Source organism: Microbacterium azadirachtae (assembly GCF_000956545.1).
Lineage (GTDB): Bacteria > Actinomycetota > Actinomycetes > Actinomycetales > Microbacteriaceae > Microbacterium > Microbacterium azadirachtae.
In genome coordinates, this window is sequence record NZ_JYIT01000056.1 from 1 (window position 1) to 13,893 (window position 13,893).

General features: G+C 72.0%; 12 protein-coding genes. 3 read left to right on the forward strand and 9 right to left on the reverse strand.

Going from position 1 to position 13,893, the window contains the following annotated elements:
• Positions 1-292: 292 nt before the first annotated feature.
• Positions 293-1,276 carry a hypothetical protein gene (locus tag RL72_RS02925; protein WP_156156674.1) on the forward strand — a complete coding sequence of 328 codons (984 nt, stop codon included), beginning with the start codon at positions 293-295 and terminating at the stop codon, positions 1,274-1,276.
• A gap of 192 nt (positions 1,277-1,468) precedes the next feature.
• The gene (gene metX / locus RL72_RS02930; RefSeq protein WP_045249318.1) at positions 1,469-2,677 is read left to right on the forward strand and encodes a homoserine O-acetyltransferase MetX; all 1,209 of its coding nucleotides are present in this window, start codon (positions 1,469-1,471) and stop codon (positions 2,675-2,677) included.
• Positions 2,678-2,731: 54 nt separating this feature from the next.
• Here the strand turns inward: metX and RL72_RS02935 are convergent, their stop codons facing one another.
• Genes RL72_RS02935 through RL72_RS02955 form a run of 5 tightly spaced genes read right to left on the reverse strand, consistent with a single transcriptional unit; the run spans position 2,732 to position 7,304 of the window.
• On the reverse strand, positions 2,732-3,379 hold the full coding sequence (locus RL72_RS02935) for an NUDIX hydrolase (RefSeq protein WP_045249319.1): 648 nt from the start codon (positions 3,377-3,379) through the stop codon (positions 2,732-2,734).
• Between the two features lie 51 nt (positions 3,380-3,430).
• Entirely contained in the window at positions 3,431-4,672 is a 1,242-nt protein-coding gene (locus tag RL72_RS02940) for an MFS transporter (RefSeq protein ID WP_045249320.1), read from the reverse strand.
• Positions 4,673-4,681: 9 nt separating this feature from the next.
• Entirely contained in the window at positions 4,682-5,014 is a 333-nt protein-coding gene (locus RL72_RS02945; protein WP_045249321.1) for a thiamine-binding protein, read from the reverse strand.
• Positions 5,014-6,357, reverse strand: coding sequence for a hypothetical protein (locus tag RL72_RS02950; RefSeq protein ID WP_248700357.1), 1,344 nt, complete (start codon positions 6,355-6,357; stop codon positions 5,014-5,016). The genes RL72_RS02945 and RL72_RS02950 overlap by 1 nt, the downstream gene beginning before the upstream one ends.
• On the reverse strand, positions 6,354-7,304 hold the full coding sequence (locus RL72_RS02955) for an ADP-dependent NAD(P)H-hydrate dehydratase (RefSeq protein ID WP_082071992.1): 951 nt from the start codon (positions 7,302-7,304) through the stop codon (positions 6,354-6,356). The genes RL72_RS02950 and RL72_RS02955 overlap by 4 nt, the downstream gene beginning before the upstream one ends.
• 108 nt (positions 7,305-7,412) lie before the next feature.
• Between RL72_RS02955 and RL72_RS02960 the strand changes: the two genes are divergently transcribed.
• Complete coding sequence (locus tag RL72_RS02960) at positions 7,413-8,480, forward strand: NADH:flavin oxidoreductase/NADH oxidase (protein WP_045249322.1); 1,068 nt, start codon at positions 7,413-7,415, stop codon at positions 8,478-8,480.
• A gap of 22 nt (positions 8,481-8,502) precedes the next feature.
• Here RL72_RS02960 and RL72_RS02965 read toward each other — a convergent pair whose 3' ends face one another.
• The 4 genes from RL72_RS02965 to guaB1 form a co-directional block, all read right to left on the reverse strand.
• Positions 8,503-9,564: a hemolysin family protein gene (locus RL72_RS02965; RefSeq protein WP_045249323.1), complete on the reverse strand. Its 1,062-nt coding sequence runs from the start codon at positions 9,562-9,564 to the stop codon at positions 8,503-8,505.
• Entirely contained in the window at positions 9,561-10,874 is a 1,314-nt protein-coding gene (locus tag RL72_RS02970) for a hemolysin family protein (RefSeq protein ID WP_045249324.1), read from the reverse strand. The genes RL72_RS02965 and RL72_RS02970 overlap by 4 nt, the downstream gene beginning before the upstream one ends.
• A 261-nt stretch (positions 10,875-11,135) precedes the next feature.
• Positions 11,136-12,104 (reverse strand): hypothetical protein, encoded by a 969-nt coding sequence (locus RL72_RS19030; RefSeq protein WP_052674146.1) that lies wholly within the window; start codon positions 12,102-12,104, stop codon positions 11,136-11,138.
• A 260-nt stretch (positions 12,105-12,364) separates the two neighbouring features.
• Positions 12,365-13,828 (reverse strand): GMP reductase, encoded by a 1,464-nt coding sequence (gene guaB1, locus RL72_RS02980; RefSeq protein WP_045249325.1) that lies wholly within the window; start codon positions 13,826-13,828, stop codon positions 12,365-12,367.
• Positions 13,829-13,893: the final 65 nt, after the last annotated feature.

Below are 13,893 nucleotides of genomic sequence, written 5' to 3' on the forward strand. Positions count from 1 at the left end.
GGGTCCGGTCATGTGCGGACGGGCGTCCGATCCTGTCCTCCGCCCTCGACGGGAAAAACTCTCCCTCCCCGTGGTGCCCTTTCCCCAGCGTTTCCCTCCCCTGGGTGCCATTCCCTCCGCCGGCTGACGCAACTGCGGGGAGGGAACGATGCTGCGGGGAGGGAGAGTTTTTCCCGTCGAGGGCGGAGGACAGGATCGGACGCCCGTCCGCACATGACCGGACCCTGCGAGGATCTGCACCGGTTGCGTGCTCCGGATCCCGTGGCCGGCGCCGCACACTCACAATCTCGGCATGACGAAGACCCTCGGCATCGCCGACGCCCGCGCCCTCGTACACTCTCGCGAACAGTTGCAGTCCTCCGGGACGACTGACCGCGCGATCGAGGCAGCACTCGCGGCAGGCGCGTTGCTGCGACTGCGACGCGACTGCTATGTCGACGCGAGCGCGTACGAAGGCCTGTGGACCGAAGGCCGACATCTCGTCCAAACGATCGCCGCGGCCAGGAACCTCAACGACCGCGGCACGGTCTTCTGGGGTCCGTCCGCAGCCGTGCTGCACGGCTTGCCGCTCTACCGCCTCCGTCCGGCGATCGTGCACACGGTGGCGACCGGCGCACATCACGGCCGCACGCGGGCGGGCGTCCGGCAGCATGAGGTCGCTCTCGGCGAAGACGACGTCGTCGACATCGACGGCATGCTCTGCACCTCACTCGACCGCACAGTGCTGGATCTGGCGTGCACCCTCCCTACTGACGCGGCGCTGTGCGCAGCCGACGCCGCGCAACGTCGGGAAGCGGTCGACGGGCACGAGTTCGATCCGGATCGCGCCGCCTTATGGCAGGCACGGATGCACCATCGCGCCTCCGCGAGCCGGGCCTGGGGGATTCGGCGCGCCCGCGAACTGCTCGCGTTCTCCGACGGCCGCGCTCAGTTGCCGGGCGAAAGCGTCAGCCGGCTGCAACTGCAGCGACTCAGTTTTCGCGATGTGCTCCTCCAGGTTCCGATCACCGGTGCGGACGGTGACAGATACTGGCTGGACTTCGGCTTTCCGGGCTCGAAGGTGTTCGGAGAATTCGACGGCCGGGGCAAGTATCTCGACGACGACCTCCGCAGCGGGCGCACTGCGGAGGTCATCGTGCTCGATGAGAAGCGGCGCGAGGACGATGTGCGTGGCGTCACCGGCTGGCGCTTCGCGCGTTGGGACAGCACGCACATCCGGACGGCCGAGATCCTGGGCCGACGCCTCACGCAGTTCGGCCTGCGTCCGCCCGGCTGAACCGCCCGGGCGCAGCTCGCATTCCCCTCCGCGGTCTGACTTTCCCTCCCCTGGCACACGTCCATGCGGGGAGGGAAAGTCGCCGTGGGGAGGGAAAGTCCCCCTGCGGGGAGGGAAAGCACAGGATCGCGGATGACCGCCCCGAACCGTAACCTTCCGCGCTCGGCGGTTCGCACCCGGGAGAATGGATCCATGGACTGGCAGACCACCTCGGAGGACACGGTGCCCTCGGCGCGCGTCTCGGAGGCGGACGCCCGCCTGCTGCGCGCCCGCCCGCCCGCCACCGGCGCCTGGCGGGACGGGGACCCGGCCGGGGATCGGCTGTTCGAGGCGTTCGGCCCGTTCCGCACCGAGGGCGGCGAGGAGCTTCCGCTGATCCGGATCGCGTACGAGTCCTGGGGCCGCCTCAACGCCGCCCGCGACAATGCCGTGCTCGTCCTGCACGCCCTCACCGGCGACAGCCACGTGGTCGGCGAGGCCGGCCGCGGGCACGCGACGAGCGGCTGGTGGGGCGACGTCGTGGGTCCCGGCCGCGCGATCGACACCGATCGCTGGTTCGTGATCGCCCCGAACATGCTCGGCGGCTGCCAGGGCTCCACGGGGCCGGCGAGCATCGCCCCCGACGGCTACGAATGGGCGTCGCGCTTCCCCTACCTCACCATCCGCGATCAGGTCGCCGCGCAGGTGCTCCTCGCGGACGCCCTCGGGATCGAACGGTGGGGCGCGGTGATCGGCGGGTCCATGGGCGGCATGCATGCCCTCGAGTGGGCGGTCGGCCAGCCGGCGCGCGTCGAGCGTCTCGCGATCCTGTCCTCTCCCCCGGTGACCACCGCCGATCAGCTGGCACTGAACTTCGTGCAGCTCGAGACGGTGCGCATGGATCCCCGCTTCGCGGGCGGCGAGTACTACGACGCCCCGGTGGGCGAGGGACCGCACCGCGGGCTCGCCCTGGCCCGGCGCATGGCGCTGCTGAACTATCGGAGCCCGATCGAGCTCAATCAGCGGTTCCAGCGCTCCTGGCAGTCGGATGTGTCCCCGCTCGGCCACGGGGGGCGCTATGCGGTCGAGAGCTACCTCGACTTCCACGGCAACAAGTTCACCCGCCGCTTCGACGCCAACAGCTACCTGACGCTTGTGGAGGCGATGAACTCGCACGACATCGGACGCGACCGCGGCGGCGTCGAGGACGCGCTCAAGCGCGTGACCGCGACCACCCTCGTGCTCGGCATCGACACCGACCGGCTGTTCCCGGTCGACGGACAGCATCGCATCGCGCGCGGGATCCCGCGCACCCTCGACGGCAACGAGGCGGTCGTGCTCTCCAGCGACTTCGGCCACGACGGCTTCCTCATCGAGACCGACGAGGTCGGCATGCATCTGGAGCGGCTGCTCGGATCCTGATCCGCCCGGCGGAACGTCCGGTGGAACGGATCCGCGCCGTCGCCGGCTCCGCGATCAGCGGCCCTCGAGCCGCCAGACAGGGTCTTCCGCGATGAGACGCTCCCGCGAGCCGACCGGCGCTCCGGCGAGCTCGTCGCCGTCCCAGAAGAAGAGGATTCCCGCGGCCGTGCGCTGCATCCGGGTGCGGAAGACGCCCGGATCCGCGACGCGCGCCAGAGCATCCTCGACGTCCGTCGCGCTGCACAGCGCGTGCAGCGTGCGCCAGGTCGGCGGCATGAGCGCGATCTCCCCGGCGTCCCGCGCCGCGAGCGCCGACTCCGGCCCGAACCACCGTGTCTCCACGACCTCGTCGGGCGCCGGACGGATCGCGTCGCCCGGATCCGGAGCGAGGAAGAACCAGGTGCGCACGCGTTTGGGGATGCCCGCCGGCGGCACCCAGCACGACAGCGGCACGAGGCGCTCGAGCTCGAGTCCCACCTCCTCCGCGGTCTCGCGCACTGCGGCACGGCCCGCGTCCTCCTGCTCGGGCGCGCCAGTCACGCGGTCTCCGGGGTCGACCATGCCGCCCGGGAACACCCAGGCGCCCGCGAACGAGCCGCGATCCGGCCGGCGCAGCAGCAGCACCTCGACGCCTCGCGGTGCGTCGCGCAGGATCACCGCGGTTCCCGCGACGGGCAGGTCCTCGTCCTCGTCGACGCTCATCCGCCCATGCTAGGGCGTGCGCCGGATCCCCGCGGCGAGCGGTCTGACGGCCTACGCCAGGTCGCGCACCCGCACGGATCCGGTCTCGGTGTGGTACCGGCGCTGCACCGCGTACGACGCGAGCGCGATGCCGAGGCCGAGGACGGCGAGCCCGGCACCCACCCAGGACGGCGCGGCGAAGCCCCAGCCCCAGGCGATCACGAGTCCGCCCAGGAACGCGCCGAGGCTGTTGCCGATGTTCAGCGCGGAGTGGTTCAACGCCGCGGCGATGGACTGGTTGTCGCCCGCGACCTCCATGAGCCGGGTCTGGATGGCAGGGCTCAGGATGGACGACAGCAGCGCCATCACGAACGACAGCGGCACGAGCAGCCAGATCGAGAACGACAGGACCGCCAGCAGCACGAGCACCACGGCCATCGCGGCGAGGCCGACGAGCAGCGTGAGCCGCAGGTTGCGGTCGCCGAAGACGCCGCCCAGCAGGTTGCCGATCGTCATGCCGAGCCCGAACACGACGAGCGTGATCGGGACCATCCACTCCGGCGCGCCTGCGCGCTCGGTGACGACGGGGGCGATGTAGCTGTACACCGCGAAGAAGCCGCCGAAGCCGATCGCCCCCGTGGCGAGCGCGAACCACACCTGCGGACGGCGGAACACGCGCAGCTCGGCCCGGAAGGTGCGCTCCGGATCCCCCGCGTGCTGCGGTACGAAGAGGGCGATGCAGACGGTCGCGAGCGCGAAGACGATCGTGACGACGAGGAAGGCGCTGCGCCAGCCCACGTGCTGTCCGAGGAACGTGCCGGCGGGCACGCCCACGACGTTGGCGATCGTGAGGCCGGTGAGGATGAACGCGACGCCCTTCGCGCGCTTGCCCGGGCCGAGCACGTCGGAGGCGACCAGGGCGCCGATGCCGAAGTACGCGCCGTGCGGGAGCCCGGCGATGAAACGGGCGAGGCCCACCGTCTCGAACGTCGGCAGGACGACCGCGAGCCCGTTGCCGAGCGTGAGGGCGATGGCGAGGCCGACCATCACCCGGTGTCGCGGGAACCGGGCCACGAGACCCGCGATCGTGGGGGCTCCGAGCACGACGCCGAGCGCGTACAGCGAGACGAGGATGCCGGCGCGGCCGATCGCCTCGTCGGGGTTCTGCGCCCACAGCTCGGGCAGCAGATCCTGCGCGATGTTGGGCAGCAGGCCCATGGCGACGAACTCGGTCATGCCGATGCCGAAGCTGCCGATGGCGAGGGAGAGGAGCGCCCGCATCGCCGCACCCCTCGAGAGGCTCGAGGGTTTCATCCCCCCAGCTTAGAGGGCGCCGCCGTCCTCGATCGCACGCTCGAGCCGCGCGATCTTCCCGTCGATCTCGCCGCTGTAGCCGGGGCGGATGTCGGCCTTGAGCACGAGCGACACCCGGGATCCGAAGGGCATCACGGCCTCGGTCGCACGCTTGACGACGTCCATGACCGTGTCCCAGTCGGGACCCTCGATCTCGGTGAACATGCTGGTCGTTCGATGCGCGAGCCCGGAGGCGCGCACGACGGCGACCGCGGCGGCGACCGCGTCGTGCACCGAGGCGTCGGCGCTCTCGGGCCGGTCGGGGGCGGATCCGCTGGGAGCGACGGAGAAGGCGACGAGCATCAGGACCTCCGGGTTTCGGTGACGGCAGGGACGGCGATCGGCGTGCGCACGATCGCCCGGATCGCGACCACGCAGATGACCACGACGAGGATGTTGCGGGCGCTCAGCAGCGCGATCGGCAGCGCCTGCGCGGCCAGCAGCTGGTCGTACACCACCGGGTAGACCGCCTGGGTGAGCGCGTAGTCGATCAGGACGAGGATCGCGGGAACCCGCACGCGGGGCCCGTCGAACAGCCACCACAGCACCAGGGGTGCGAGCATCCACACCTGGAACTGCGGGGATCCGACCTTGTTGCACGCGATCAGCACGGTCACGAGCGCGAGCGCGGTCGCGGGCAGCAGCCGGCGCGCGGAGGCTCCGGCGCGGAGCTTCCACAGGGCCAGGGCGGCGATCGCCAGCACGGCGAGGGCCATGAGGGGCGTGAGCACGGCCGCCACGAGGTCGACCCCGGGGCCGGCGAGCTGGAAGGTCAGGATCTGCCGGTCGTACTCGATGCGCGTCACGCCGACCTGGGTGAGCCACAGCAGCGGCGTGGCTCCGACGGCCTCGATCTGCAGACCGCGGCCGCTCATCTGGCTGAGGAAGCCGAGGAGGTTCTTCCCGCCGCCCAGCAGCACGAGCCCGAGGACGACGACGAAAGTGACGATCGCCGCGGAGACGATCATCCGGATCCGGCCTCGCAGCAGCGCGAGAGCCGCGACGAACAGCGCGCCGGGCCAGATCTTGATCCAGGCGCCGATCGTGAACAGGGCGCTCGCGACCGCGGGCCGGGAGAACAGCCACAGGCCGCCGATGATGGCGATCGGCACCGTGACCGCGTCGATGCGGAACATCGCGATCGGCCCGAGCAGCACGAGGGCCGCCATCCAGAACAGCCCGGCATGCCGCCGGATCCGGCTCCGCCGCGCCTTCGCGCCGCCGAGCAGGAACGCGAAGCCGACCGCGTCGAGCGCGGTGATCAGGATCGACCACGCCACGACGTAGCTCGCGGATCCGACCGCGTAGGCGCCGGGGAACAGCGGATGGATGAGCTGCGAGATCCCCTGCGCGACGAGCATCGGCAGGAGCGCGAGCTGCGGGTAGACCCAGCTCTCCGTGACGCCCACGATCGCGCCGCCTCCGAGCGCGTTGCGCGACCACGGCTCGTAGACGAACACCGTGTCGCCCATGGGCAGCGCGGGCATCCGCCAGCCGATCGTGGCGACGTACACGTGGGCGACGGCGAAGGCGACCCAGAGCAGGGTCAGCGGCAGTCCCGCCCCGCGCACGACGGCGGCGCCTCGCGCCACCGCTCCCCCGCTCGTCTCGGCACGGGTCGCGCCCGTCGGCTCGGCAGCGCTCACGCGTGGTCCTCCTCGGTCCGGTGGTCGTGCATGTCGTCGGCGACGTCGGCCAGCGCTGCGGCGATCGCCGCAGGCAGCGCCTCGGCGACGTCCAGGGCGACGAGGGGGCGGCCGGGGCGGCCGCCGTCCACGTGGGCGGCGAGGCGTCCGGCTCGTCCGTGCAGCCAGGCCGCCGACGCGGCGAGCGCCGCCGGCGCAGACCCGCGTCCTGCGGCACGGTCGGCCGCGACGAGCGCACCGATAACGCCCGCGAGCACGTCCCCCGTCCCCGCGGCGGCGAGCCAGCCGGTGCCGGCATCGATGGCGATCACGGGCGCGGCTCCGGGGCCTGCGACCAGGGTGGTCGCGCCCTTCAGCAGTACGGTGCCGCCCAGCGCCTCGGCCGTCTCGCGCACGGCGGCGGCGCGCCGTGCCGGATCCTGCAGCGCCTCAGCGCGTTCCGGCGCCAGGCCGAGGCGCGCGCGCAGCCGGGCGAACTCCCCCTCATGCGGGGTGGCGATCACCGGGGCGTCGGCCGGGAGAAGATCGAGCGCGCCCGCATCCACGACGACCGGCACGGCACCGGCGAGGAGATGCCGCAGCGCGGCGGTCTCCTCCGGCGGGCGCAGCGCGGGGTCGGTTCCGGAGCCGATCACCCACGCATCGGCGTGCACCGCGGAGACGGACGCAGGCTCGGCCACGACGGTCTCCGGCCGGCGCGCGAGCACGAGGTCGGCCGGTCGCCGGGGGCCGATGTACCGCACATACCCGGCCCCGGCACGCCAGGCGGCCTCGACGCCGAGCACCGCGGCTCCGGGATACGCGTCGGATCCGGTGCGCATCGCGACCGTGCCCCTGGTGCGCTTGTCGTCGGACGCACCGGGGACGCGCAGCAGTGCGCGGACGTCACCGCCCGTCCACACGAGACGGCCCTGCGCGTCGAGCGCGCCGGCGGACGGAGAAGGCATGGGACCAACGGTACTGGGCCGCGGCTGTGGATGCCGCCGACGTGCGCGATGCGCTCGGATCGTGCGCGGGCGCGCCCGCACCCCCGTCACGGCGGGTAGCGTCGTCCCGTGAGCCTTCTGTTCTCCCCGCTGACCCTCCGTTCCCTCACTCTGCCGAACCGCCTGTGGGTGTCGCCCATGTGCATGTACAGCGCCGTCGACGGCGTGCCGCAGGAGTGGCATCACACCCACCTCGCACAGTTCGCGTCCGGCGGCGCGGGTCTCATCGTCGCCGAGGCCACCGCGGTGCTCCCGGAGGGACGGATCAGCCCGCGGGACACCGGTCTGTGGAACGACGCGCAGCGCGACGCCTGGGCGCCGATCGTGGACGCGGTGCACGCCCGCGGCGCGCACCTCGGCGTGCAGCTCGCGCACGCCGGTCGCAAGGCGTCGACGTGGTGGCCGTGGGCGGCCGAGAACGGATCCGTCCCGGAGGATCAGGGCGGATGGCCCACGGTGGCGCCCTCCGCCATCGCGTTCGACGGCTTCGCCGAGCCTGCGGCCCTCGACGCCGACGGCATCTCCGCCGTGATCGAGGGCTTCGCCGACGCCGCCCGCCGCGCCCTGGATGCGGGCTTCGACGTGCTGGAGATCCACGGGGCGCACGGCTACCTGCTGCACCAGTTCCTCTCCCCCCTCAGCAACCGCCGCGACGACGAATACGGCGGGTCGCTGGAGAACCGCGCCCGGCTGCTGCGGGAGGTCACCGAGGCCGTGCGCCGGGTGGCCGGAGACGCGGTGCCGGTGTTCGTGCGCATCTCGGCGACCGACCACGCGCCCGGCGGATTCACCCCGGAGGAGGCGGCCCAGGTCGGCGAATGGGTCATGGCCGACGGCGCCGACCTCATCGACGTCTCCAGCGGCGGTCTGGTCGCGCATCAGCGCATCGATGTGCACCCGGGCTATCAGGTGCCGCTCGCGGCCGCCGTACGCCAGGGCGGCCGCATCCCCTCCTCCGCAGTGGGCCTGCTCACCGACGGCGCGCAGGCCGAGGCTGTGCTCGCGAAGGGCGACGCGGACGCGATCTTCGCCGGGCGGGAGTGGCTGCGCGACCCGCACTTCGGCCTGCGGGCCGCGCACGAGCTGGGCGACGACGTGGCCTGGCCCGACCAGTACCTCCGCGCCCGCTGGCGCTGAGGCACTGGTCGCCGGCGCCGGATCAGCGCCCGAAGCCGCGCCGGGTGATGTCGCGCACCTCGCCGACCAGCTCCTCGATGATGTCCTCCAGGAACAGGATCGCGGTGGTGCGGCCGGCCGCGTCGCGCACCTGCGCCAGGTGACGTCCCGCGCGGCGCATGATCGCCAGCGCGTCCTCCAGATCCGTGTCCTCCTGCATCGGCACCATCTGGTGGATGCGCTTCGGGGGGATCGGGTGACCGGCGCGGGCGGCGGCCTCCGGCCCCTCGGCCGAGCGGATCACGTCCTTGAGGTGCACGTAGCCGAGCGGCAGGCCCTCGGCGTCCACGATCACGTAGCGCGAGAACCCGTGCTTGGCGACCGCGCGCTCCACGTCGTCCGGCGTCGCGCCGAACGGGAGGGTGACCAGGTCCGAGAGCGGCACCGCCACGTCGCGCGCGTCCTTGTCGGTGAACTCCACCACCGCGCTGACGGTTCCGGCGGAGTCGTCCAGCACTCCCTCGCGGCGGGACTGGTCGACGATCGTCGCGACCTCCTCGAGCGTGAACGTCGAGGCGGCCTCGTCCTTCGGCTCCACCCGGAACAGGCGCACGACGCCGTTCGCCGTGGCGTTGAGCGCCCGGATGACGGGGAAGAAGATCTTCGAGATCCAGACGAGCGGCGTCGCCAGGATCAGCACCGCGCGATCCGGCACCGAGAACGCGAGGTTCTTCGGCACCATCTCGCCGAACACGACGTGCAGGAACGAGACGATCACCAGGGTGATGACGAATGCGATCGCGTCCACGGCGCCCTCGGCGAGCCCGATCGCGCTCAGCGGCGCGGCGAGCAGATGGTGCATCGCCGGCTCCGAGACGTTCAGGATCAGCAGCGAGCACACCGTGATCCCGAGCTGCGAGGTGGCGAGCATGAGCGTCGCGTGCTCCATCGCGTACAGCGCGGTGCGCGCGGAGCGGGATCCGCGCTCGGCGAGCGGCTCGATCTGCGAGCGCCGTGCGGAGATCACGGCGAACTCCGCGGCCACGAAGAACGCGTTGAAGGCGAGCAGCACGAACAGCCATGCGATTCCGGCCCAGTCGCTCATCGCTCGCCCCCTTCCTCGGTCGCCGGCGCCGCGGTGAAGCGGATCCGGTCCACGCGGCGGCCCTGCATGCGCACGACGTGCAGCATGCCTCCCGGCACGGGCACCTCGTCGCCCGCCTTGGGCAGCCGCTCCAGCACGCTCATGACGTAGCCGCCGACGGTGTCATAGACGTCGCCCTCCGGCACCTCGATCCCGGTGCTGGCGCGCAGCTCGTCCGGGCGCAGCTCCGCGGGGAAGGTGATCCCGTCGCGGCCCCTGACCACACCGGCCCTGCTGCGGTCGTGCTCGTCGGACACCTCGCCGACGATCTCCTCGACGAGATCCTCGAGGGTGACGATGCCGGCGGTGCCGCCGTACTCGTCCACGACGATCGCGAGCTGGTACCCGCCTCCGCGCAGCTCCGCCACGAGAGCGTCCAGGTGCACCGTCTCCGGCACGCGCAACGGCTCGGACGACAGCGCGCCGACGGGCACGTCGGTGCGCCGCTCGCGCGGCACCGACACGGCGGCCTTGAGGTGCACCACGCCGGTGATGTCGTCGAGGTCCTCGTCGTAGACCGGGAAGCGGCTGTGGCCGGTGCGCCGGGCGAGGCCGATCACGTCGTCGGCGGAGTCCGCCGCGGCGATCGCGTGCATGCTGGGGCGCGGGGTCATCACATCCCCCGCGGTGAGGCGGGCGAAGCCGAGGCTGCGGTCCAGCAGCGTCGCGGTGTCCTCCTCGAGCACGCCGGCGCTCGCCGACCGCCGCACGAGAGAGCTGAGCTCCTCGGCCGAGCGAGCTCCGCTGAGCTCCTCCTTCGGCTCGATCCCCATCGCCCGCAGCACGGCGTTCGCGCTGCCGTTGAGCACGGCGACCACCGGACGGAACACCATCGTGAAGACGGTCTGGAAGGGGATGACCACCTTGGCGGTCGCGACGGGCAGCGCCATCGCGAAGTTCTTGGGCACGAGCTCGCCGAGGATCATCGACAGCATCGTGGCGACCGTCATGGCGACGATCACGGCGATCGTCACGGTGACGGGCTCGGGGATCCCCCATGCGCTCAGCACAGGACGCAGCAGGTTCGACAGCGCCGGTTCCATCGTGAATCCGGTGAGCAGCGTCGTGAGGGTGATCCCGAGCTGCGCCGAGGACAGATGCGTCGAGGTGATCTTGAGCGCCGCGATGGTCATGCCCAGCCGGCTCTCGCCGCGGTCCCGGCGCGCCTCCAGATCGGCGCGGTCGAGGTTGACCAGGGCGAACTCGCTGGCGACGAACAGTCCCGTCCCCACGATCAGCAGGAGCCCCACGCCCAACCAGATGTAATCCATCACGGTGTCACCTCCGCCGGAGCGGAGAACGGGCAGTGGGGCGATGTACTACACGAGGGAGGGTCGTCCATGGTGCGCTCGATTCTACTGGCACCCGGCGGCGACGAAGCTGAGCGATCGCTCCGTGCCGCCACGCGCCCGTCCGCGCAGTTCTGCACGAACCCGACCCGGATCCGATCCGCTGCCGAAACCTGACGACGCTGCGAACATCCGAGCAGCGCCCACGGCTTTCGACAGCGCAGCCGGTAACGCGTGTCGCACTCACCATTGCGCACCGCTCCGGGGGCGCGACAGGCGCGAGGGGAGGCCATCGGCGGTGAGGATGTCGTAGAGCAGCCGTGGATCCCTCAGTGCGGGTGTGCGCCATCGCGACAGCGTGCGCACCTGTCGACGAAGCGCGTCGCCGCGGTCTTTCTCGGCGAGAAGGGCCTGCTCGGGCGAACGACCGCCGAGGAGCACCGGATCCAGATACTTCCCGGTTCCGTCGAACTCCCCGACCTGATCGCGCTCCTCGAACCAGAAGTCCGCGCGTGCGATCCCGAAGCCAGGCAGCGCGAACTCCTTCTGGAGAACGGGTGCCGGGAATCCGAGGAGATCGATGAGCACTCTGCTCTGCGACTCGCGCACCGAGTCCGAGAGCTGCGTCGAGAACTCGACGGCACGGCGCACGCGGCTGCGCTCGCGCCGCTGTCCCGCGAGCGTCGTGCGGATCTGCTCGAGAGTCGCCAGCCGCCCGCCTCGCCTCCGCGCCCAGCGAGCCTGGTCGAGGGCGATCACGCCGTCGACGAACCCCGCCTCGGCGGCGAGATCGATCACGGTCTGTGCGGGCGAAGTGATCAGGTGCCCTCTCCACGGAACGAGGTCCACCCCGTCATAGCCCAGCGCACGCCGGCGGATCGCGCCCGACGATCGTCCGCCCGAGGCTGTCGGGATCCTCACCTCGACCTGTGGAGGCCACGCGGCGATCCTCTCGACACCCCAGCACGCTGCCGCGGCGGAATGGGTGAAGACGAGCGGCGCGCGGGCCCGATCCGCGACTTCGAGGACGCGCACGAGGTGCCGCTGCCGGGGTGTGAGATCGCGCCACCCCGAAGCGGACGCGTAACTGCCCGCGACGATCCGCACCTGCTGTCCCTCGCGGACGAGCCGCCGAAGTCTGCGGTCGTCGACGGGGCCGTGCTGTTCGCGCCGTCGATGGACGACGATCGGATGCTCGGTCTCGGCTCTCATCCGGCTACCGTGACACGCGGTTCGCTCCCCCAGGACGACTCCCGCTCGAAGGGTACGCAACTCCACTCGGAGCACAGCTGTGGAGGATCCTCCTCCTATCCCGGACGGCCGTGGACCCTGCCGCCCGCGCTGCGGAAACCTGATGATGCTGCGAACATCTGAGCCGCGTGAACAGCTTTTGACAGCGCGAGCGCTCCCGACTCAGGAGATCGCAACGCGAGCAGCAAACTGCAGCGCGACCGAGCTGCCGCTCGACGCGCTCACCAGCTGACCGGCAGTGCCTTGCCCTCTTCGTAGCCCGCGGCGGACTGCAGCCCGACGAGCGCACGCTCGTGGAACTGCGGGACGGAAGAGGCGCCCGCGTACGTGAACGACGACCGCACGCCCGAGGTGATCATGTCGACCAGGTCCTCGACGCCGGGGCGCAGCGGATCCAGGTAGATCCGCGACGACGAGATCCCTTCGGCGAAGAGCTCCTTGCGCGCGCGCTCGTAGGCGTCGAGACGGCCGAAGCGCGCCTGCACGGCCTTGGTCGAGGCCATGCCCCAGGACTCCTTGTAGATGCGCCCGTCGGGATCGGTCTGCAGCTCGCCCGGCGCCTCGATCGTGCCGGCGAACCAGGATCCGATCATCACCGAGGCGGCTCCCGCCGCGAGGGCGAGCGCGACGTCGCGCGGGTAGCGCACTCCACCGTCGGCCCAGACGTGCGCGCCGAGCTCGGCCGCGGCCTGCGCCGTCTCCAGGACGGCGGAGAACTGCGGGCGCCCGACCGCGGTCATCATCCGGGTGGTGCACATCGCGCCGGGCCCGACGCCGACCTTGAGGATCGATGCGCCTGCCTCGACGAGGTCGCGCACACCGTCCGCGGTGACGATGTTGCCCGCGACGATCGGGATGCCGAGGTCGAGCGCGGCGACGGTGCGCAGCGCCCGCAGCATGCCCTCCTGGTGGCCGTGCGCGGTGTCGACCACGAGCACGTCCACGCCGGCGGCCGCGAGGGCCTTCGCCTTCGCCGCGACGTCGCCGTTGATCCCCACGGCCGCGGCGACGGCCAGCCGCCCCGAGGCGTCGACCGCGGGGCGATACAGGGTGGAGCGCAGCGCGCCGCGGGCGGTCTGCGTGCCGACCAGGTGCCCGTGCTGCAGCACCGTGACCATCTCGGCCTCGACCGCCGTGATCGCGTCGAATGCCGCCCGCGGATCGGACACGTCCTCGGCGTCGAGGGACGGCGAGTCGGCGCGCGTGAGGTCGCCCAGCTGCGCGTCGCGCAGGGCGGTCGCGAGGCGCGACGCGGGCAGCACGCCATGGATCGCGTCGACATGGAGCCCGTCCCGGCCGCTCGGCGCGTCGGCGACGACGATCCCGTGCCCCTCGGAGGCGGGCATCAGGCGCAGCGCGTCCTCGACGGTCGCGAGCGGCGACAGCACGATCGGCGTGTCCCAGGCGACGGGCTGACGCTTGACCCAGCGGATCGCCTCGTCCAGATCCTGCAGCGGCATGTCCTGGGGCAGCACGCCGATCCCCCCGCGGCGGGCCAGCGTCGCCGCGAGCCGGGGGCCGGTCACCGAGTTCATGTTCGAGGACACCAGCGGGATGGTCGCGGGGGTGCCGTCCTGCGGGGCCAGATCCACCTGCAGCCGGCTCGTCACATCCGACCGGCGCGGCACCAGGAACACGTCGGAATAGGTGAGGTCGACCATGGGGAGCTCGCCGGAGAACTGCATGGTCTCAGGGTAGCCGTCCCGTCGCTCCGCGTCCCCGTGACGTGCCCCGGGCCGCCCGACGGGGG